Below are 21,288 nucleotides of genomic sequence, written 5' to 3'. Positions count from 1 at the left end.
TAGTTAATTATATTCCTGACCCCGAGAATATATATTTACTTGTGAGTTTGGCAGGTTTCCTGACTTGCTCCATTCCGAACGCCTTCCCATTCTCTCAAAAAGAATAGTGGCTAAAGTAATTGTTCAGAATATATTAAAGGAGTCCACAGTAGCGGGCACTGTTCCGGATTTTAACCGGATTCCCTTTTCATGTAAAAGACGGATGTCTGTTTACATCACCTAAACAGTTACAAAGGTAATTTTTTTAATAGTAGGAGAAAGAATTTCTACAAATTATTTAATAAATGAATCTGGAATTGGTTCGTGGCTTTTTATACTTTTGTAAATAAAACTTATCGTTATATGATAAATTCTTCTCATTTTCTTATTTCAGCGACTTCTTCCGGCTCCGGCAAAACTACTGTAACTCTCGGATTGTTGAGAGCTATAAGGAATAGAGGTCTTCGAACTCAACCGTTTAAATGCGGGCCGGATTATATCGATACAAAATATCATGATCAGGCTTCAGGACGTAATTCGATTAATCTGGATCTATTCTTATCATCAGAGTGTCACGTAAGGTCTATATATACAAAATATACTTCAACATCAGAAGTTAATATAACTGAAGGGGTGATGGGGTTATTTGATGGTTATGATAAAATGGAAGGTAGTAGTGCCCGTATTGCCGAATTATTGAATATTCCGGTCGTTCTGGTAATCAATGCTAAGTCTATGGCATATTCGGCGGCAGCTATGCTTTATGGTTTTAAGAACTTTTATAAGAACATAAATATAGTTGGCGCTATCTTCAACTTTGTAGCATCCGAGAGTCATTACAATTTTCTGAAAGAGGCTTGTCAGGAAGTCGGAATAGAAGCACTGGGATACCTGCCAAAGAATACGGCAATAGAAGTTCCTTCAAGGCATCTAGGGTTAAGCCTTGATAAAGAATACCGTTTCGACGAATTTGCAGATAATACTGCCTCTTTAGTAGAAAAATATATTAATATTGATAGACTACTTTCAATAACAAGGCGTGATGTAGTATTTGATATTCCAGAGGTGAAAGATCAGGTTTTTCAAAATATGAGAATTACTGTTGCTTCTGATGAGGCCTTTAACTTTGTATACCATGAAAATATAGAGTACTTGAAGCAAATAGGAATCGTTACCTTTTTCAGCCCATTAAAAGATACGGAATTGCCCGATGCCGATCTGGTGTATTTGCCCGGAGGTTATCCGGAACTGTTTCTTAATGACTTGTCTGCTAACGAAGCGATGCGGCAGAGTATCAATAGGTATGTTGAGTCAGGGGGGAAGCTATTCGCCGAATGTGGTGGTATGATGTATCTGTCAACTACCATTGCCGATAAAGATGGGACACAATATCCTATGGTAGATATATTTAAGCAAAATGCGAGTATGGAAAACATGAAACTCAAATTGGGATATCGACAGTTTGAGTACAAAGGGATACCGGTGAAAGGACATGAATTCCATTATTCATCTGTAGAGAATAAAGATGCATTCAGCATTGTACAGCAATATAACGCTAAAGGTGCTGCTGTAGATGCAAAATTGATGAGATATAAAAATGCGATAGCCGGATATACTCATCTTTATTGGGCCGAGAATGGTTGCATTCTAGATATGTTTGCAGATTAAATTAATTTATCTATATATAATACTCAACGATTAGGTAAGAATTACTATACTGTAATAGAGGTAAAATCAGTACAAGTTTGTCACTTTTTAGTTAAAATTCTTATTTATCCCCCGTGAGATATTTTCCGTCTTGTTGAAAAACTTTATCTCTGATTGTAACATTTGATACAAATTCGGGTATACTATGTTTCGTAGCTTTGCTTCAAATCTAAAAAGACAAAGATATGAATATGTTTTGCTATCAATGCCAGGAAACATCTAAAGGAACAGGATGTACAATTAAAGGAGTTTGCGGGAAAACACCGGAGGTTTCTGATATTCAGGATTTACTGCTTTTCGTTACAAAGGGAATAGCTGTATATAATGACTTGTTGAGAAAAGAAAATAAGGCTTCTAAAGAGGCTGATATTTTTATCACAGATGCCTTATTTACTAGTATCACAAATGCCAATTTCGATTTTGAAGCCATTAAGAAGAAAGTTACCCAAGGCTTGGCTTTGAAAAGTGAATTAGCCGGACAGCTAAACGTTTCATCTGCTAATCTGCCTGATGCTTGTACATGGAACGGTGCAGAATCGGAATATATGACAAAGGCTAAAGAAGTAGGAGTCTTATCAACAAAAGATGAGGATATTCGTTCTCTGAAAGAATTGATTCATTATGGTATAAAAGGGATGGCAGCCTATGTAGAGCATGCCTATAATCTGAATAGTACAGATGATGAATTATTCAAATTTATGCAATATGCTTTGGCTCAGATTACAAGAGAGGACATAGGTGCGGATGAGTTAATCGCATTGACTCTCGAAACAGGGAAAGTTGGTGTGCAAGCCATGGCCTTACTCGATTCTGCCAATACAGGGCGTTTTGGTAATCCGGAGATATCGGAAGTAAATATTGGAGTCGGTAAGAATCCAGGGATATTGATAAGCGGACACGACCTGAGAGATATTGAGGAATTGCTTCAACAAACAGAAGGAACAGGTATAGATGTATATACGCATAGCGAAATGCTTCCTGCTCACTATTATCCCGAATTGAAAAAGTATAAGCACCTGGTAGGGAACTATGGTGGAGCTTGGTGGCAGCAAAAAGAGGATTTTGAGGCATTCAATGGCCCTATCTTATTTACTACCAACTGTATTGTACCGCCTGCTGCAAATGCAACATACAAGCACAAGATATTTACAACAGGATCGGCTGGCCTTGATGGAGCAAAACATATTGCGGAACGTAAAGAAGGAACACAAAAAGACTTTTCTGAGATTATAGAGATGGCTAAGCAGTCACAAGTTCCACGCCAGATAGAAGAAGGTACAATAGTGGGAGGTTTCGCTCATGCTCAGGTTATGGCCCTAGTAGATAAAGTTGTCGATGCTGTAAAATCGGGAGCTATACGCAAATTCTTTGTGATGGCTGGTTGTGATGGTCGTATGAAGAGTAGGAGTTATTATACTGATTTTGCAGAGGCTTTGCCTAACGATACAGTTATACTCACAGCCGGTTGTGCTAAATACAGATACAATAAATTGCCATTAGGTGATATAGGTGGTATTCCTCGCGTGTTGGATGCAGGACAATGTAACGATAGCTATTCATTAGCTGTTATTGCTCTTAAATTGAAAGAGGTATTCGGACTGGAAGACATAAATGATTTACCGATTGCGTTCAATATTGCATGGTACGAACAAAAGGCTGTAATAGTATTATTAGCACTGCTTCATTTGGGTGTAAAGAATATACATCTTGGGCCGACGCTACCCGGATTCCTTTCTCCGAATGTAGCGAAAGTACTTGTTGAAAACTTTGGTATTGGTGGAATATCTACAGTTGAGAAAGATATAGAGATGTTTCTGGCAAGTTAACCATATAAGAATATAGAAAAATTATAGGAGAGGGATTATTAGGTATGTCTGATGATTCCTCTCATGCTCTTATAAGAACTTGATTAGATGGATAAGTTTATTTCTGTCAACAATTAGTATATTCTTGTTATCTACACTTATAAGTCCATCATCTTGCATGTTACGCAACTCTCGCGCTAAGGAAGGTCTGGAAACACCAAAGTACTCAGCCAATGCGTTCTGGCTTCTGTCTAATTTTAGGTTGTTCTCTCCTTCCGATAAGTTTAAGATATACATGGATAGTTTCTGTCGAATAGTACGGAACGACATTATATTCAGTTTCTCTGTCAGTACAGAGGCATAATTAGCAGAAACATCAAGATAGTTTTTCAGTAGCTGTTCATTCTGAGTGAGCATCTTCAATACAGACTGTTTATGAATGATCAGCGTTTCGACATCTTCACAAGCAGTTACTTGTACCGGGAATTTATTCTTCTTACCAAACAAAAAGAGTATGGCTAAAGCCTGAGGTGCAGATATATCTTCTACTTTTACAACCTTTCCCGAAGGGTCGATCATTTCGGCTTTGACGCTTCCTTTGGTTATAATAATAAGCCTGTTGCATGGCTCTCCCTGTAGGGCTAATAGGTCTCCCTTTTTGAAAAAAGGTTCCTCTGTTTGTACCGAGACTAAGATGTCTTTAATCGTTTCAGGTTGTAAGCCGGTAAAGATGTTACATTTAGCTATGTTATCTATGTTCATGGATGTATTGTAATAGATATTAGCAGCTAAGTTAGAAAATAAATCGGATCAACTATTAGATGTATTGAGATAGTTTGGTTAAAGAAAGTAGTTTTACAATTGCCCCATCGACTGTTATTAATCCTTCCTTTTCCATTTTAGCTATTTCATTAGCCAGTGCAGGTCTCGATACACCAATGTATACAGCTAATTGAGTTTGATTGTGATTCATTTCGGAAACGCTATCTTCTATCTTGTGTTCAAACAGATAATAAACAAAACGGCTGCGTATGCTCTTGTATGAAAGAATTCTTAAGCGTGATACTGTACAGGCATTGCAATTTCCGGTTACTTTAAGAAAGTTCTTTAGTAAATCGGGTACTGAGCTGATCAGTTTAAATACAGATTCTTTGGTCGCTTTTAACAGTATTCCATCTTCAACAACGGAGAATGTTGCAGGAAATATATTGTTGTCGTTAAACAAGTGAGGGGTGGCAAAAGCCCTTGGTGCTACGATATTCTCTACTTTTATATAATTTCCGGTAATATCGATAATATTGACCTCAAGTTTACCTTCCAGTAGAATAAGCATGTGAGAGCATATTGTATCTTGCTTGATTATGACTTCACCTTTAAGAATGCGTGAAACAGAATAATCAAGTTTATCCAATAGCTTTGCCTTCATATCATCCGTTAGCCCTCTAAATAATGGGATCTTATGGATGAGATTGATTTGCCGTTCCGTAAGTTCTAGTTGTTCTGCCATTGAATACTTTGATTAAAGTACTTCAAAGATATAATTTACACTGATTAAAAAAAAGGATAGAGCCTATATTAACTCAATGTCTCAGTTCGAATAAGTGTGAATACTATTTTGAGCAGCCGGAAGATAATTTACTCCGATCCATGTTATCATAAGCAGGATGAATGCAATAGGTAAGACCCAGACAGTAAAACGTGGAGCTATCCTTTGCATACGCATATGGATATAAACAAGATAAGCGGCACATGTAACAAAAGCCCATGTTTCTTTCGGATCCCAAGACCAATAATGTCCCCATGCTTCTTTGGCCCACACTGCACCCATAAGTAACCCCAGCATAAGAAATCCGAAACCTACATATACAATATTATCCATGAACTGATACAATCGGTCATCAGCCCCGGTCTTATTCATCTTGTTTAACTGTATGCAGGCGGCAATAGTTGCAGCACCTAACATAGAGTAAGATAAAATATATACAGTAACGTGTGGTACAAACCAGTAGCTCTGCAAAGCAGGCATAAGATTTGTTGAATGAATTTCCGGCTTAAAAATGTTTATACAAACAAAAACGCAGGCTACAACCGCGCTAAATGATAATAGCCACTTGTATTTCCAATGACGGAATGTAAGATATCCAATAAGAGCTAAGAAGAATGAATACCATAAACGAGTTTCACCAATAGTACGTAAAGGCGGACGTGCTTGCCCAATCCATAGACCTACGATGAAAGCTGCGAAAATAAGAATACCGAGAATCATTAGTGTTTCTGATATCCGTCTTGCTCTATTTTTATATATTAGTGTTGCAGCCCCTAACCAACAAATAATAGAGGGTATTGCAAAGTAAAGAAATTCGCTCCAAGTCATGCTATATTACTATTTGTAGATTCTTTTTTCTTGTTTCCTCTCCATAAAAGGCATATGGAGCCTAAAGCCAATAATGTTATCCCCAGATAAGCAGGATATATCCAAGGATCGTATACTAATTCCATACTGCTGTAGGTAGACATTTTTCCTGCCATGTTATCATATCCGTATTGGTAAATCATCCAGTTGCCTACTTTTAGAGGTTTATTTACTTCTAATTCGACATCTCTATACTCGGCTCCATCTTCTGTAAATACATCGATATAAGATACAAACCGTTTTGGCTCGGGCTGGGTCATTACAATACAATACGTAGAATCTAGATTGAGAGTCATATATAACTGGGCTACATTACCTCCGCATACCCATCCCTTACACTCTACTCCTGTATTCTTATTTACGGCTGTAACCAATGCAGCAGGAGATGAACCTGGCATATGTACTTCATGATATGTACTGTCGCTATTACGTATAGCCTCATGTATATATTCTTTTAGGGTTATATCCCAGTCTGCAATTTGCCCCTTAGGTCGTTTATTGTCTATAGAAAAGTATTCTGCTTTTTTAGTCGGTTGAGATTCTCCTGTATTACGGTCTATGATAGTGAGCTTAGGCGAATATTCTTCCATATAGAAATCATTCAATTGGATGGCAATAGGTAAATCTATGATATCCTGACTATCACTATATACACGCCATTCCACCTCACCTTCATTCACATGCATTACAAATCGTTTTATATCGGCAGAACCTAATCCTGCTGCAAATAATAAAATCCATAACCCTATATGATTAAGATAAAACGCATAATCCTGTTTTTTGAATGCAATTAGTCTACGGATGATTAAAGCTCCGAGCGAGAGAAGGGTTGCAATGTAAACTAATATAAATGGCCAAAAGGTCGTGATTTGTTTTATCCCGAATATGGAAGAAAAACTATTATCGTGAGGATCGAGACGGACAACCTGTGGAATCAATCCCATAATCATACTCATAATAAGCAACGCTACAATAAGTGTTACTGAGAAAGGAATACCTGATAGCCATTGGTAGAATACACTTTTCCGTTTAAGGGATAATAGAAGGAGTAGTAAAATAATTCCTGTTCCGATAATTATATTGACCGGCGCTGAAAGCAGATAGAAATCGAACTTTCCGATTATTAATTGTAAGATGATCCCTATAATAGTTATACCTCCTACAAAGGCAATACTCTCTTTATATTGCCAGGGGAATTGCCACATTCTTCTTTTGTCTTCGCTCATCTTATATCTTAAAAGAAGAAAGTGTCGGATTATGTCCTGACACTTTCTTTTTAATTAGTTATTGTTATCTTAAATATTTGCTGTTAGTTTTCCCTCTTTCTTTGCTTTTTCGATCCATTTAGGAAGCACTGTTTTTTTCCAATTATCTTTCTTTTCTTTTACCGTTTTCATATCTAGACCTATATATTCCTGAGCTTTTTCTTTAGTTGAAATATCAGGCATTTTTACATCTGCAATCCCATGCTTGAATAATACTTTCTGAAGTTCTAACTGGGCCTGCATTGTTCTGTCGAGACTATGAGCCAATATTCGTTGTGTTTCTACAGGAGCATGGAATGATGCACCGTGAGATGCTACAGCAAAGTCCCAACGCCATTGAGCTTGGCGTATTAACTGTAAAGACTCTTTCATTTCGGGATCAGTAGCTCCATTATCCCAAGCTGTTTTAGCCATGACGTGAGCCTTAGACAGCTCTTGTTCGATGCGATCTCTAATCTCTAATGCTTTATCTTGATATTCATAGACATAATTCCGAAGATTCTCTTCCGAATCACGATGACAAGTCTGACATGTTCCTGATATATTTTTAAGAGGGCTCATTATTTGATGATTGGAATACTTAATTCCACCCTCGGCCATATAAGGCATGTGGCAATCGGCGCACGATAATCCTCGTTGAGCATGAGGTCCCATCATGAATATTTCATAGTCAGGGTGTTGTGCCTTTAGGATTGGAGCCTTACTTAGTTTATGTGTATAATCGGTAAACTGTATGCTGTCATAGAAATTCTCCATAGCTTCTACTGTCATGCCTTTGTCCCATGGTAGGGTAAGGTATTTACCTTCTCCCTGGAATGAGTATTCAACATGGCATTGAGCACATACTAACGAGCGCATTTCCTGAGGTGTGGCTTTGGTGATATCTTTTCCTTGGCGTTCGAAAGCTTCAACCAGTCCCGGACGAGTAATTGTGAGATTCATCGTTTTAGGATCGTGGCAATCGGCACATCCTATCGGATTCACTATATCACTTCCCCATTGACTCCATTTAGCTTTGTAGAATTCGGCGATACCCACTTCGTGCATCATGCGAGGTACATCAGGGCTTTTACATGTCCAGCATGTTCCCGGTTGTATTTCACCTTCTCCATTTTCGGGAGATCCGGTACGTAATGTTCCGGTAACATCTTCGATGGCATGCATATGTCCGCGAGGAGCAGAATAGTCCATAGCAAAAGCATATCCTGCCCATAGAACGACCATTTCGGGGCGTTGTTCAAGTATATCTTCCGGTGCGTTACCAAGATGCTTACTGCGGAAATCCATTTCCTGAGTCTTTTTCCAAGTATTATACTCACGAGGATAGTTCTCACCCCATTGCTCGTTATGTGCATTAATCCCGGAGATTTCTATTTTCTTATTATTGTATAAAGTAGCTATCTCCGCACGGCGTTCGGTTATGGATGCTGCTAACAGGCCTAACAAAAACACTCCAACCATGACTGCGGCAAATATGCCCCATCCAATTATTGGTTTCCTCTTTATCGCTTCTGTCAATTTCTTAAGCATAGATCTTTATTTTTTATATTATTTTTTCATTTTATTTTTCAACCAATCAGGAACCGGAGATGCCGGTAGGGGAACTATAGCATTAGGCGAAGCTGATATATTGCTTACTTTTGTATGAGGTATTTCTGTATGGCAATCCCAGCAGGCTTTGCCTTTACCCTCTTGAACCTCACAATAGTCGATCATTCCCGTTTTTACAAATTCAGTATTGAGCTGTGTATGGCAACGAATACAATTATTCATTATTACTTCATAACTTTCGTCTCGTGGTCGGATAACCTGAGGTTCAGCTTTCATTGTAAATACGGCTGCATGATATAAGCCGTCCTTTGCTTTAAAAGCGTATTTGCTGATCACATTGTCGTGAGGTACATGACAATCGTTGCAGGTTGCCCATTGAGCATGTGAACTATGATTCCATGATTGATAGTATGGTGTCATTATATGACAATTGATACATGCCGAAGGTTCGTCGGACAAATATGAATATGCTCTCGACATATATACCGAGTAGGCCCCAAGTCCGACAATAACACCTCCCAATATAAATAATGGAAGTACAAATTGTTGTGGTATGTGACTTAGAAACTTCTTCATGTTTTTCTAGTTGCCGTTTTTACGATTAATCGAATTCTCTGTATTGAAGTGTTATTCGATGTTAATACACAAATTTCAAAAATATTTAGCAAACGTGGTGTAATAAATATTACAGTGCTTGTATTTTATGACTTTAGAAGTAACAAGTATCAGACAATCGTCTGGTTGTCTGTTATGGTAGATTCTTTATATTCCTATCGGTTTCTTAATGGGTTATTATTGTGATATAGCGATTTAATGTGTTTTTCCTTTGCTATTTTTACCGTAAAATTACATACACTCATATCTAAGTGTCTTTATATAAACAATTCTATCAAAGATTTAGTTTATATCTGAATTAGAATAATTCAGGATATTTTTCTTTCGATATGCAATGAGCTTGTTCTTTTATTTCCTCGTCTAAAATAGATTTCCAACCTAGATTACTAAATTCTTTTTCTAAAAGGAGGCATATTTCGAAATCTTGCTCCGATACTTTATACATTTTATTGTCTTTCGTTCCTGATATAGATATTTCGAAACGATCAGGCATTACCCATATATGTGCTTTGTATTCCCATATTTTCACATACTGGGGCTGTTCAAACCTACTGAAATTAGGTATAGTGATTCTAATTTTATCTAAATCTTCGATAGAATACGACGCAAAGGGGTCGAATGATAATTGATCCTCGGTTAATTGGTTTAGAGTAATATTAAGTTTACTTAATTTGGTGGTTAGATCCTCAAAGTCTGTATACTTAAAATAAACACAAAATGAATCACCTTCGCAGTTATGTCCTCCTCTGGCTCGCATATAATGAAAATATTGTAAATGCTTACTCCAGCGCTGTATTTCTTCTTTTGTATTATTCAGAAATAGCCTATCTTCCGAAATCTTATCCATATTGATGATGTTTATGCAAATATACTATTATTTGTTCAATAGTATTTTGGTAGCTTTGGATTTATAAAATTGTTTATCTTACAAACACAGGTAATATAAGTCAATATTATTAGTATCTTTATTATAAAACTACAAATTATGCTTTACAAAAGATTCTTTATTATTAATATATTAGTTCTATTTTCTACTTCTTTTGTTTATTCGCAACTAGATATGCATTCGCGAATGGTGAGGCAGGCCCAAACTCAAAGGGAGGCAATGGATAGATTTCGCACACAAGGAATGAAACCTTTCAATTTTAAGAGAAGAACTCACTTAAAATATAAGTTCTTTATTATTGACCTTAATAATGATACAATAGAAGCAAAAGAAAAAATAAAGGTTAATATACAATTACCTATTCGAAAACTGACTTATGAGTCTGGTAAAAAGATTTACACACCGGATAATACGAAGGAGATTTTTGTAAAACGAAAATCACGAATAATCAAAGGTGTGAAATATGGAGAGTATTGGATATTTAAAACTTATACGGCCGGTGACTATAGCTTTTATGCTTTATATCCCGAACTGAATAGAGATCTGATCACTTTATATCAATTTAAAAATAGCCCTATTCGGACATTAGACGTGGAGGCTGTTAAGGAAATAGTATCGAAGGATGAAAAAGCATCTGAAATTTTGAATATTAAGGGCAGCTAATAATACTTTAAGTGAGCATCCTCTTTCTCCGTTTATCATAGGAATTTATTGTATCGACTTTATATTCTTACTATTTTTTGTAATATAAGTTTAAACTATTTCTTATTACGTAGATGCAATAAGATAAATCTTTCCAATCAGTTTTATCAAAAGTTAAAAAATCTCATTGGATAGTTCCTCTACTATTACAAGATACTCATTTTCATATTTATAGCGATCTGCTAACATCCCCAATTGTAAAGCCATATCATAGGTTATTTTTTTAATTTAAACAAAAATCGTCTATTTATTTCTTATCCGCTATAGCCCATTAATAAAGAAAATAGTCTGTTAGGTTTATCCGCAGGAGGTGTCAATGTTGATTATGAAGAATAGGAAGAGGATAGCATCCATAGTTTTGTACACGCTTGGCTCAGAAACATAAATTAGTGAAAAAGAACATTATGAGAGTACGCTTTGTTTAAATACAATATGGATGTAAAAGAATAAAAATTATGGCAACAATACAAAAAATTATTCCATGCTTGTGGTTCGATCATCAGGCCGAAGAAGCGGTAAAATTCTATACTTCACTATTTGAAAGCTCAAAAATCGGCAGGATCATTCGCTATACTGAGGCAGGGCAAGGAGATCATCAGATGCCACCTGGCAGTGTGATGACTATTGAGTTTACACTCGACGGTCAGGAGTTCCTCGCTCTGAACGGTGGTCCGGTATTTAAATTCAACGAAGCGGTATCTTTTATCATCAACTGCGATACGCAGGCAGAAATAGATTATTATTGGGATCATCTTACAGCCGATGGCGGCGAGGAAGGTGTGTGCGGCTGGCTGAAAGACAAATTCGGCGTATCGTGGCAGGTTGCTCCGACTGTTCTGAACGAGATGATGGCTGACCCAGATATGGAAAAGGTAAAAAGAGTTACACAAGCGTTCCTCCCAATGAAAAAACTGGATATGGCTATCATAGAAAAAGCGTATAAAGGAGAATAAACAGATGACATAAGTAAATAAACATTTACAAAAAAGATTATGAAAAATGCAGAACCTTATTTAATTTTCGATGGTGAGTGTGCGGAAGCATTTACCTTTTATGAAATCGTTTTCGCTGCAAAGATTGCATTCCTTACCCACTATAAAGACCTTCCTCCAGGCACAGGTGAAGTTGCAGAAGCAGACAGGGAACGTGTTGTACACGTTATTCTTCCCATAAGCAAAGAGGTTTCCCTGATGGGCGCGGATTGTCCTTCGGGCATGAAAAACACCCGTGGGGACAACGTTTGGCTGACACTCAATACCGAAAGTGCGGATGAAGCACGACAAGTGTTTGGACGCTTGTCCGAAGGCGGCAAAATGACAATGCCGCTGGAGAAAACCTTTTGGGCGGAACTTTATGGCATGCTGACCGATAAGTTTGGAATTTGTTGGATGGTAAACTATCAGGTTCCAAGCAACAATAGATAATACTGTCGGCAAAATCATCCGCAACTGAAAGATAAAGTATTCCTGTTAAACTCATTCTTATGAAAGTAAATAAAAACGTGCTATCGCCGGAACAACGCGAAACATTACTGGAGATATTACAGACCCGTTTTGAGAAAAATAGACAACGCCATCCGGGCATTGAATGGGCGAATGTAAAAGCCAGATTGGAAGCAGATGCCGGAAAACTATGGTCACTTGGAGAGATGGAGCGAACAGGTGGTGAGCCGGACCTAATCAGCTGTGACTCCCAAACAGGGGAATACATTTTTTGCGACTGTTCGGCAGAAAGCCCCAAAGGTCGTAGAAGCCTTTGTTATGACCGTGAAGCACTGGAATCGAGAAAAGAAAATAAACCGGAGAATAACGCAGTGGATATGGCTAATTTTATGGACATAGAACTTCTCACGGAAGCACAATACAGGGAGTTACAACAACTTGGTGATTTCGACACCAAAACATCAAGCTGGGTGCAAACACCTGCCAGTATCAGAAAACTTGGGGGAGCCCTCTTTTGTGATCGTCGTTATGATACGGTGTTTGTGTATCATAATGGCGCGGAATCTTATTATGCAGCCAGAGGATTCCGTGGCTTGCTAAGGGTGTAAATATGGTATGCAAAAGAATCGTTGAAGTAAACAAGCGACAACTTTATGGATAAAGCAAAAGTATTTAAAATACTCTTTTCAGATGTATATCCCTTATATATAGCTAAAGCAGAGAAAAAGGGACGTACTAAAGAAGAGGTGGATACAGTTATCTTCTGGTTGACAGGCTATGATAAACAATCCTTACAACAGCAAATTGACAAAAATAGTGATTTGGAGACTTTTTTCGCCGAGGCACCGCAAATTAACCCGAATGCTTCCAAAATCACAGGTGTAATATGCGGTTATCGCGTAGAAAATATCGAAGATGAACTGATGCAAAAGATCCGCTACTTAGACAAGTTGATTGATGAATTAGCTAAAGGGAAAGTGATGGAAAAGATTTTAAGGGAGTAAGACGAAGGGTTGTTCTATAAAGTCAGTAGACCCTATTCAGAAAAAGACTGTTTATAGGCAAAGCTAAAAGGGCATGCTATCTACCGAAAAGATGGATTTTTAAGTTACACTAAAGTAGGTGGATATTACTATGGCTGAAACTGGCAGTATCTGCCTTCCTCATTTGAAGATAAATCCGCTATTTTCGCAAACATTCTGTAATATATCGTTGTTTAATTGATTAATAATCATAGTGTTTTATCCGATTGTAGGCTAAGACCAATCTGGTGTCCATAATTGCTGTTTCCCCTTTTATATTAATTTTTCAACTAATTAACATGAGCAGATTTATATTTTCCGTGCTTTCGGTTTTTCTTATCTTTTCGTGTAATAACAAGAAAGAGATAAAAGAAAAAACTTCTGTGATGACTGGTTGTCATAGCACGCAAGTAACCGATAACGAATGGTACACCTCAGGTAAAAAAGCGCCGCTGTTCAAGGGATTAGAAGGTATCGACTTCAAAATATCGACTAATAATGAAGAAGCTCAGGCTTATTTTAATCAAGGAATGATGTTGTCTTACGGATTTAATCATGCCGAAGCGGCAAGATCCTTTTACGAAGCGAGCCGGTTAGACTCAACCTGTGCCATGGCATATTGGGGTTATGCTTACGTTTTGGGTCCTAATTATAATGCTGCGATGAAAAACGAAAATTATCAATCCGCATACGAAGCTACCCTTAAAGCCCTGTCTTTCTCTAGGAACTGTACGCCGATGGAGATCTCCCTTATTAAAGCTCTGGCAAGCCGATATGAGGCAAAAGCTCCTGACGATAGATCTCATTTGGATATTGCATATGCTGTAGCAATGAAAAAGGTCTATGAACAGTATCCTACTAATCCTGATATTGGAGCACTTTATGTTGAATCGTTGATGGATTTACACCCTTGGGATTTATATGAGAAAAAAACAAAAAAGCCCAAAGACTGGACACCGGAACTGATTGACGTATTAGAACATCTGATACAAATCCATCCGATACACCCGGGTGCACATCACTTCTATATCCATGCACTGGAATCTTCTTCCACTCCGGAAAAAGCGCTACCAAGTGCAAAACTACTGGAAACACAGGTTCCGGGTGCAGGACACTTGGTACATATGCCTTCTCATATTTATATTAATACCGGCGACTATCATCTCGGTACACTTTCCAATTTACGGGCTATAGATGTAGATAGTCTATACACCACTGCCTGTCATGCTCAAGGCGTTTATCCGCTCACCTATTATCCGCATAATTACCATTTTTTGGCGGCAACCGCTGGTCTTGAGGGGAACTCAAAACTTGCATGGAAGGCTGCGAAAAAGCTACAAGAACATACGGCTACCGACATTATGGATCAGCCGGGATGGGGCACATTGCAGCATTATTATGCCATTCCCTTCTATATTGCCGTAAAATTTGCAATGTGGGATACTATTTTTTCCTTGCCTCAACCACAAAAAGGTCTGTTATATCCCCATGCTATATGGCATTATGCGCGTGGTATGGCCTATTTGGGTGCAAATGATTTGTCGAATGCTCAAAAAGAATTGAACTCCCTGAAAATATTAGCAAAAGACACCTCTTTAGCGCAAATAACGGTTTGGGATATTAATACTACAGCAGATCTTGTACAAATTGCAGAGAAGGTATTGTCTGGAGAAATTGCTGCTAGAAAAAATCAATTCGATCCTGCTATTGCATTGCTCAAAGAAGCAGTGCAAATAGAAGATAATCTGAATTATAACGAACCTCCCGATTGGTTTTTCTCTGTCAGACACCATTTAGGGGCTGTGTTCCTTGGAGCCGGAAAAGAGAAAGAGGCGGAAAATATATTTCGCGAGGATCTGCGAATATGGAAAAAGAATGGATGGGCATTGATCGGATTATATAATTCGTTAGTGTCACAGAAAAGGGACTCTGAAGCTAAATTAGTAAAGGCTGATTTTGACAAAGCATGGCAATATGCCGATGTACCACTTGTATCCTCATCAAGTATAATACATTGAGGTTTCGGTGATGCCCTCTTCCCGAAAGTCGCTATAGGCATTTTAAATAGCCGCTCTTTGATGCGTGTTATTCTATTGATTTTAGCAAATCTACTTCAATATGGTTATGTATATGCCGATTTTCGTATTTTACAGTATAAAATCCTGTAAATTATGATTGGGAAATTACGAGATGTCTCGTACTAAAAATGGTTTCCAGATTATGAAAGATAGCTACTTTTATATATATTCGGAGATTCTATTTTCCTTTATTTAAATTATTTAAAGACTGTAAACTATGAGACTATCTATTGAAAAGTTTAATGTTGTAATAGATTGCTCTAATGCCGGAAGGCTAGCGGCATTCTATACCAACCTACTTGGATGGGTATGGACACATCCGCATGCGAATGGTTGGGCGGCTATTACTTCACCATCAGGCACTATTATAGCTTTTCAGGAGGTTGAAGGGTATGAGCCTCCCGTGTGGCCTTGGAGTGTTGGAAAACAAGGACAAATGTTACATCTGGATTTTCATGTTGAAGACCTTGAGGCGGCGGTTAAATACGCTATAGAATGTGGTGCAAAGCTTGCCGATTCCCAATATTTCGAAAATTCACGAACAATGATTGATCCGGAAGGACATCCATTTTGCTTGGATATGGATTGAATCTGATGTTTATAAAGAGAGCGTATCTTTCGCATATATTCTATAAAAAATAAAATATATCATGAAAATTTCTTGGAAATAAATAAAACAGCATGGAACAATCACATAGATGTACGTATACAATCGGATTTCTATGAATTAGAATCTTTCCTGAAAGAAAAATCCTCTTTACCTTTTTTGAATATAAAACAAATCGAGTATCTCTATTCAAAAGAGGAGCCATTTGTTATGGATGAGCCAACTTATACTGACAATGTTGAAAAGACTATAGACAAAATTGTTACTTGGAATTACGGATTATCTGAACCCATGAATGGATTAGTTCAAAATGAAATATCTATTTAGGAATTTAATGAATACTATTCTACGTAGTTCTCTTTTATGGGCTTAATGAGGTTTTTCAGATTGTTATATCCAGTTTACTGCTTTAATCAATTCAATATAAGAATAAAAATAATAAGTTTTAACTAAGCTTTTTGCTCATCTTGTAATTTTTTAAACATAGTTCGTTTGTCTTTCTCATTTGCTCTTCATCCACTTTAAACCCTTGTTTTTCAAAGAATCCTTTTGCTGTTATACTCACTTCTGAAGTTATTGATTGAATATTATTTCTGTAAGCGAAATCTTCAATATCTTGATAGAGCAATGAAGCTATTCCTAGCTTTTGATGATCTTTATGAATAAACATCGAATGCAAATATCCATCTTTGCGAATAGATGCAAATCCCACAATTTGTGATTTTTCGTTCTCGGCAACAATAAAATACAAGTTATTGACCAATTCTGCTATATGTTTAAGATCGTTACCACACGAAGCCCAATCTTCAACTTCTTCGATACTATAATCTTTTCGATACAGAATGCATAAACTATGTTTAATCAGCTATTTAGTTGTTTCTACGGTACAAATTCGAAAACAAGTTCTGTATGCATTCTATTTTGTACCAATGACTTATGCTAATATACGTGACTTTAGTAGAAAGACGAAATATTTTATAGAAAATACTGTAAATATTATCCAATATTTAATCTATTAATTTTAATATTATATTTGATTTGTAGGCTAACTGCTGCTATTTTCTTATTTACGGTAATGCGAAGGTAAATAGGGGCTTCTCCTGTTTTTAAAGCATTCGATTTTTTCAGATAACACGATAAATAAAACGTGTTTTTCTTTTTACTCATTTTCTGTCCCATAATCTTGAAAATTTTTGGTTATAAAGTTATAATTTCAAGCCCTTAGAGCCACTATGTAAAACATTGTAATACAGTAAAATAAAACCTTTGACGCTACCAGAGTGTTGCTCTAATAAAATAGAGAATACTTTACGTACTTTTCATAACATTCTGATTTTAATAATAATCAGAAATATAATTAGATATAATGATATTACTCTGAATAAAGAAAGACGATCCTTCTTATTTTGCTCGTATACAATATGAAAAATGATGTAGTCAAATGTTGAATATAAACTTGCGGTCTGGAAACCAACAAAGCTAGACTTTTTATACAAAGACTACTCATCTTTCAGATAGAGAATAAATTGGAGTTGAAATTCAAAGATTAGAAAAGATGGGATTAATTCATCTCTTAGCTCGTGAAACTCTCCTTCACAATAATACTCTTTTACATTATTCGTTTTATTATCTCTTTTTTTATAATAAAATGGTATCTTAGCATCCAGATTTTGGTGCCGCATACTACGATCGTAGCATGTGGTGAAAAGGGAATCAGGTGCAAATCCTGAACAGACCCGCTGCTGTAAGCTCCACCAACATCTTTGAACAATACTCAAATCCACTGTTCGAGCAAAGAATGGGAAGGACGTTCAAAGATGGAGCAAGTCAGAAGACCTGCCAAGATTAATTAGTTTTAAAGCTTTCGGGAAATAAAGCTGAAGAACATGAATAGCAGGCTTTCTGTTGTATTAGTAGGAGTGTGCCTATTTAAAATCTTCATATAATTTATTTTTTGTAAGCGATCGATCATTTGAGATCAGGCTTTGTTATGTCTGATTCTGATTAGTATTAGAATTACTTAATCAATAATAAAAGAATGAAAAAATCGTACAGACAATTTTTGCATCGTCAGGCATTATTAGCAAAGCAATACGACGAAGCATATTCTGAGAAACAGCATAAGCGAGGAAAGCTGACTGCCCGAGAACGTATCATATTACTTTTTGATAAAGGGACATTTGAAGAAACGGATGCTTATACACCTCCGGCAAATGCTTCGTTTGGAAAAACAGTCAAAGCCTTAGGTGATGGTGTCGTTACCGGATTCGGAAGGGTAAACGGACGATTAGTATGTGCTTACTCTCAGGATTTTAATGTATTGGGAGGTTCATTAGGTTCTATGCATGCCTCTAAAATCGCAAAAATACAGGATCTTGCTTTAAAAACAGGGTCACCCATAATAGGCTTGATTGATTCGGGAGGAGCCCGTATACAAGAAGGCATCAGCAGCCTGAATGGTTATGCTGCAATTTTTAAGCGGAATGTATTATCATCCGGAGTTATACCTCAGATATCTGTGATTATGGGGCCTGCTGCCGGAGGTGCGGTTTATTCCCCGGCACTTACTGACTTCATTTTCATGACAGCCGACACCAGTTATATGTTTGTAACAGGTCCGAATGTGGTAAAAGAAGTCTTGAATGAAACAGTTACCACCGAGGATTTAGGAGGAGCATCTGTGCATGGAACAAAATCAGGAGTAGCAGATTTTGTTTATAATGATGATGAAAATACAATTTTAGGAGTTAAGAAACTATTGTCGTATTTACCCTCCAATAATATAGAAGATGCACCTTTTATAAAATCGAAAGATGTAATTAACCGTACCGAAGAACGATTAAGAAATATTGTTCCTGAAGATCCGGATAAGCCTTATGATGTTAAGCATATTGTAGAACTAATAGTTGATAAAGGTGATTATTTGGAAGTTGCCGAGAATCATGCCATGAATATTTTTACTGCATTTGCCCGAATGGATGGGCAGGTAGTAGGAATAGTCGGTAATCAGCCTAAAGTTATGGCGGGAACACTAGACATCGATTCGTCTGTCAAAGCTGCTCGTTTTATCAATATCTGTGATGCTTTCAATATTCCGATTATAACATTGGAAGATGTTCCCGGATTCTTACCCGGAACTGATCAAGAACATGACGGGATTATTCGCCATGGAGCAAAACTTCTATATGCCTATACTTTTGCATCTGTTCCTAAAATAACTATTATTCTACGCAAGGCATATGGAGGAGCATATATTGTAATGAATAGTAAAGGTATTGGCGGCGATTTCAGTTTTGCATGGCCTACTGCTGAAATTGCCGTAATGGGACCAGATGGGGCTATTGCTATTTTATATAGAAAAGAATTAGCCGAATCGGAAGATCCTGTTGCTTTGAAAAAAGAATTGACTCTAAAATATCGGGAAGAAGTAACCAACCCTTATATCGCAGATGAAAAAGGATATATTGATGAAGTGATTGATCCCGCATTCACCCGAAGTAAAATAATCAACTGCTTAAAAGTTTTGGAACGTAAAACAGAATTACGTCCTAAACGTAAACACGGGAATCTTCCTCTTTAATTTAAAAGTAAAGTTATAATGAAAACAAAAGATAAAATTAAGTCCATTCTAATTGCAAACAGAGGTGAAATAGCTGTAAGAATAGCTCGTACATCGAAGAAAATGGGTATAGAAACAATTGGTATCAGAACAGTGAAAGAACCTGATGCATATTACTTAACAAAAATGGATAAGATCTTGGATTTCCCTGATAGAGAGCAGAGTAATATTCCGGAATTTCTGGATATAGAAAGTCTAGTCTTACTGGCAAAAAGAAACAAGATAGATGCAATACATCCCGGTTATGGTTACCTCTCCGAAAACTCACAATTTGCAGTGCGTTGTATTGAAGAGGGGATAATATTTATCGGCCCATCACCCCGTGTTATAAAAAATATGGGAGATAAGGTGATCGCAAAAGAAATTGCGGCTAAGGGGAAAGTACCAATGTTAGGAGGAAGTAAAGGCTGTGTTATAACTTTCGATGAGGCTCAAGAGGTTGCAAAGCTGATTGGTTTTCCTCTTATCATAAAAGCTTGTGCCGGAGGTGGAGGTCGAGGTATGCGTATCGTGTATAAGGAGTCGGAAATGAAGCAAATGTACTTATCTGCAATATCAGAAGCATCCGCAGCTTTTAATAACCCTGCTGTTTTTATCGAAAAATATTTAGAAAATCCACGACATATAGAAGTTCAAATCGTAGCCGATAGCCACGGTAATGTTATTCATTTAGGAGAAAGGGAATGCTCCATTCAACGAAAACATCAAAAGTTATTAGAAGAAGCTCCTTCATCAGCTTTGGATGAAACTCTTCGCAAAAAAATATGCGAAGCAGCCGTAGCTCTAGCAAAAGAAGCCGGATACCTAAGTTTAGGTACTGTAGAGTTTCTATTAGATAAGAATAAGAATTTCTTTTTTATGGAAATGAATACTCGTGTTCAGGTAGAACATCCTGTAACGGAAATAATAACAGGTTTGGATTTAATAGAACTCCAAATTCGAGTAGCCAATGGTGAGAAGCTTCCGATTACACAAGACAAAGTTAAACTAAATGGATGGGCTATCGAGTGTCGTATTAATGCTGAAGATGCACAATCTGATTTTTCACCATGCCTTGGTGTTATAAAAGCTTTGAGATTACCTCAGGATGATGGCGTGAGAATAGACACAGGAATTGTAGTTGGTTCAGAAATTACACCTTATTTCGACTCCATGATTGCGAAACTTATTGTACATGCTAAAGACCGAAATGCAGCTATTGATAAAACTCTGAAAGCTTTGAATAATTTTCATATAAAGGGTGTGAAAACAACTATTCCTTTTGATAAAGCAGTTCTTCAAAACAAAGTATTTAAAAGTGGAACTTTTGATACATCTTTTATCGAGAAAGATATGGATACCATGGTGTATCGAGAAAAAGAAGAAGAGTTCCTGGCTGCTTTATTTGTTGTAAACGATTTCATAGATAAAAATACTCCACAAGAAGATGTAAAATCGGGTCAGGATTTATGGAAGTTAAGAAATACAATCTCTAATATGTAATTTGTAATAATCATGAATACTCAAAATAAAGAATTAATTGTACTTAACAGGGAATCAAATCAGGAGTTTAGCTTCTCATCTGCCAATATCTCTCTAACTGACTCTATTGAAACTA

General features: G+C 36.9%; 21 protein-coding genes and 2 riboswitches. Of the genes, 12 read left to right on the top strand and 9 right to left on the bottom strand.

Going from position 1 to position 21,288, the window contains the following annotated elements; all coding sequences use genetic code 11:
• Nucleotides 1–31: 31 nt before the first annotated feature.
• A riboswitch (cobalamin riboswitch) is annotated at nt 32–238 on the bottom strand.
• A 104-nt stretch (nt 239–342) separates the two neighbouring features.
• The gene (locus tag JGH11_RS05800; RefSeq protein ID WP_201110626.1) at nt 343–1,647 is read left to right on the top strand and encodes a cobyrinate a,c-diamide synthase; all 1,305 of its coding nucleotides are present in this window, start codon (nt 343–345) and stop codon (nt 1,645–1,647) included.
• Between the two features lie 224 nt (nt 1,648–1,871).
• Nucleotides 1,872–3,512, top strand: a complete 1,641-nt coding sequence (hcp, locus tag JGH11_RS05795; RefSeq protein WP_201110625.1) for a hydroxylamine reductase — start codon at nt 1,872–1,874, stop codon at nt 3,510–3,512.
• Nucleotides 3,513–3,581: 69 nt separating this feature from the next.
• Here hcp and JGH11_RS05790 read toward each other — a convergent pair whose 3' ends face one another.
• From JGH11_RS05790 to JGH11_RS05760, 7 genes are all read right to left on the bottom strand, one after another.
• Complete coding sequence (locus JGH11_RS05790; protein ID WP_201110624.1) at nt 3,582–4,253, bottom strand: Crp/Fnr family transcriptional regulator; 672 nt, start codon at nt 4,251–4,253, stop codon at nt 3,582–3,584.
• A gap of 55 nt (nt 4,254–4,308) precedes the next feature.
• Nucleotides 4,309–4,998 (bottom strand): Crp/Fnr family transcriptional regulator, encoded by a 690-nt coding sequence (locus JGH11_RS05785; RefSeq protein WP_201110623.1) that lies wholly within the window; start codon nt 4,996–4,998, stop codon nt 4,309–4,311.
• Nucleotides 4,999–5,079: 81 nt separating this feature from the next.
• Nucleotides 5,080–5,865 (bottom strand): cytochrome c biogenesis protein CcsA, encoded by a 786-nt coding sequence (gene ccsA, locus JGH11_RS05780; protein WP_201110622.1) that lies wholly within the window; start codon nt 5,863–5,865, stop codon nt 5,080–5,082.
• Nucleotides 5,862–7,130 carry a cytochrome c biogenesis protein ResB gene (locus tag JGH11_RS05775; RefSeq protein WP_236263879.1) on the bottom strand — a complete coding sequence of 423 codons (1,269 nt, stop codon included), beginning with the start codon at nt 7,128–7,130 and terminating at the stop codon, nt 5,862–5,864. Before JGH11_RS05775 ends, ccsA begins: the two co-directional genes overlap by 4 nt.
• Nucleotides 7,131–7,199: 69 nt before the next feature.
• Nucleotides 7,200–8,699: an ammonia-forming cytochrome c nitrite reductase gene (nrfA, locus tag JGH11_RS05770; protein ID WP_201110621.1), complete on the bottom strand. Its 1,500-nt coding sequence runs from the start codon at nt 8,697–8,699 to the stop codon at nt 7,200–7,202.
• An 18-nt stretch (nt 8,700–8,717) separates the two neighbouring features.
• Entirely contained in the window at nt 8,718–9,296 is a 579-nt protein-coding gene (nrfH, locus tag JGH11_RS05765) for a cytochrome c nitrite reductase small subunit (RefSeq protein WP_201110620.1), read from the bottom strand.
• A 337-nt stretch (nt 9,297–9,633) separates the two neighbouring features.
• Nucleotides 9,634–10,182, bottom strand: a complete 549-nt coding sequence (locus JGH11_RS05760; RefSeq protein WP_236263878.1) for a hypothetical protein — start codon at nt 10,180–10,182, stop codon at nt 9,634–9,636.
• A gap of 138 nt (nt 10,183–10,320) precedes the next feature.
• Here JGH11_RS05760 and JGH11_RS05755 point away from each other — a divergent pair, with 138 nt between their 5' ends.
• From JGH11_RS05755 to JGH11_RS05720, 8 genes are all read left to right on the top strand, one after another.
• Entirely contained in the window at nt 10,321–10,884 is a 564-nt protein-coding gene (locus tag JGH11_RS05755) for a hypothetical protein (RefSeq protein WP_201110619.1), read from the top strand.
• A 494-nt stretch (nt 10,885–11,378) separates the two neighbouring features.
• Nucleotides 11,379–11,876 (top strand): VOC family protein, encoded by a 498-nt coding sequence (locus tag JGH11_RS05750; protein WP_201110618.1) that lies wholly within the window; start codon nt 11,379–11,381, stop codon nt 11,874–11,876.
• Between the two features lie 39 nt (nt 11,877–11,915).
• Nucleotides 11,916–12,347 (top strand): VOC family protein, encoded by a 432-nt coding sequence (locus JGH11_RS05745; protein WP_201110617.1) that lies wholly within the window; start codon nt 11,916–11,918, stop codon nt 12,345–12,347.
• Nucleotides 12,348–12,424: 77 nt separating this feature from the next.
• Complete coding sequence (locus tag JGH11_RS05740) at nt 12,425–12,973, top strand: DUF4256 domain-containing protein (RefSeq protein WP_370567567.1); 549 nt, start codon at nt 12,425–12,427, stop codon at nt 12,971–12,973.
• A 45-nt stretch (nt 12,974–13,018) separates the two neighbouring features.
• On the top strand, nt 13,019–13,369 hold the full coding sequence (locus JGH11_RS05735) for a DUF2200 domain-containing protein (RefSeq protein WP_201110615.1): 351 nt from the start codon (nt 13,019–13,021) through the stop codon (nt 13,367–13,369).
• A gap of 317 nt (nt 13,370–13,686) precedes the next feature.
• The gene (locus JGH11_RS05730; RefSeq protein ID WP_201110614.1) at nt 13,687–15,405 is read left to right on the top strand and encodes a M48 family metallopeptidase; all 1,719 of its coding nucleotides are present in this window, start codon (nt 13,687–13,689) and stop codon (nt 15,403–15,405) included.
• A 277-nt stretch (nt 15,406–15,682) separates the two neighbouring features.
• The gene (locus JGH11_RS05725; protein ID WP_201110613.1) at nt 15,683–16,054 is read left to right on the top strand and encodes a VOC family protein; all 372 of its coding nucleotides are present in this window, start codon (nt 15,683–15,685) and stop codon (nt 16,052–16,054) included.
• Between the two features lie 72 nt (nt 16,055–16,126).
• On the top strand, nt 16,127–16,399 hold the full coding sequence (locus tag JGH11_RS05720) for a hypothetical protein (protein WP_201110612.1): 273 nt from the start codon (nt 16,127–16,129) through the stop codon (nt 16,397–16,399).
• Nucleotides 16,400–16,517: 118 nt separating this feature from the next.
• On the opposite strand, the gene JGH11_RS05715 is transcribed toward JGH11_RS05720, so the two are convergent.
• Both JGH11_RS05715 and JGH11_RS05710 read right to left on the bottom strand, forming a co-directional pair.
• Nucleotides 16,518–16,892: a GNAT family N-acetyltransferase gene (locus JGH11_RS05715; RefSeq protein WP_370567568.1), complete on the bottom strand. Its 375-nt coding sequence runs from the start codon at nt 16,890–16,892 to the stop codon at nt 16,518–16,520.
• A 176-nt stretch (nt 16,893–17,068) separates the two neighbouring features.
• Complete coding sequence (locus JGH11_RS05710; RefSeq protein ID WP_201110611.1) at nt 17,069–17,251, bottom strand: hypothetical protein; 183 nt, start codon at nt 17,249–17,251, stop codon at nt 17,069–17,071.
• Nucleotides 17,252–17,726: 475 nt separating this feature from the next.
• A riboswitch (cobalamin riboswitch) is annotated at nt 17,727–17,931 on the top strand.
• A gap of 179 nt (nt 17,932–18,110) precedes the next feature.
• On the opposite strand from JGH11_RS05710, the gene JGH11_RS05705 reads away from it, so the two are divergent.
• Nucleotides 18,111–19,652 (top strand): acyl-CoA carboxylase subunit beta, encoded by a 1,542-nt coding sequence (locus JGH11_RS05705; RefSeq protein WP_201110610.1) that lies wholly within the window; start codon nt 18,111–18,113, stop codon nt 19,650–19,652.
• Nucleotides 19,653–19,670: 18 nt separating this feature from the next.
• Nucleotides 19,671–21,173 (top strand): acetyl/propionyl/methylcrotonyl-CoA carboxylase subunit alpha, encoded by a 1,503-nt coding sequence (locus tag JGH11_RS05700; protein WP_201110609.1) that lies wholly within the window; start codon nt 19,671–19,673, stop codon nt 21,171–21,173.
• Nucleotides 21,174–21,288: the final 115 nt, after the last annotated feature.

Source organism: Dysgonomonas sp. Marseille-P4677, assembly GCF_016652235.1.
Classification (GTDB): Bacteria; Bacteroidota; Bacteroidia; order Bacteroidales; family Dysgonomonadaceae; genus Dysgonomonas.
Note: the sequence above shows the minus strand (reverse complement) of the source record. Positions and strands in the feature narration are given on the sequence as shown.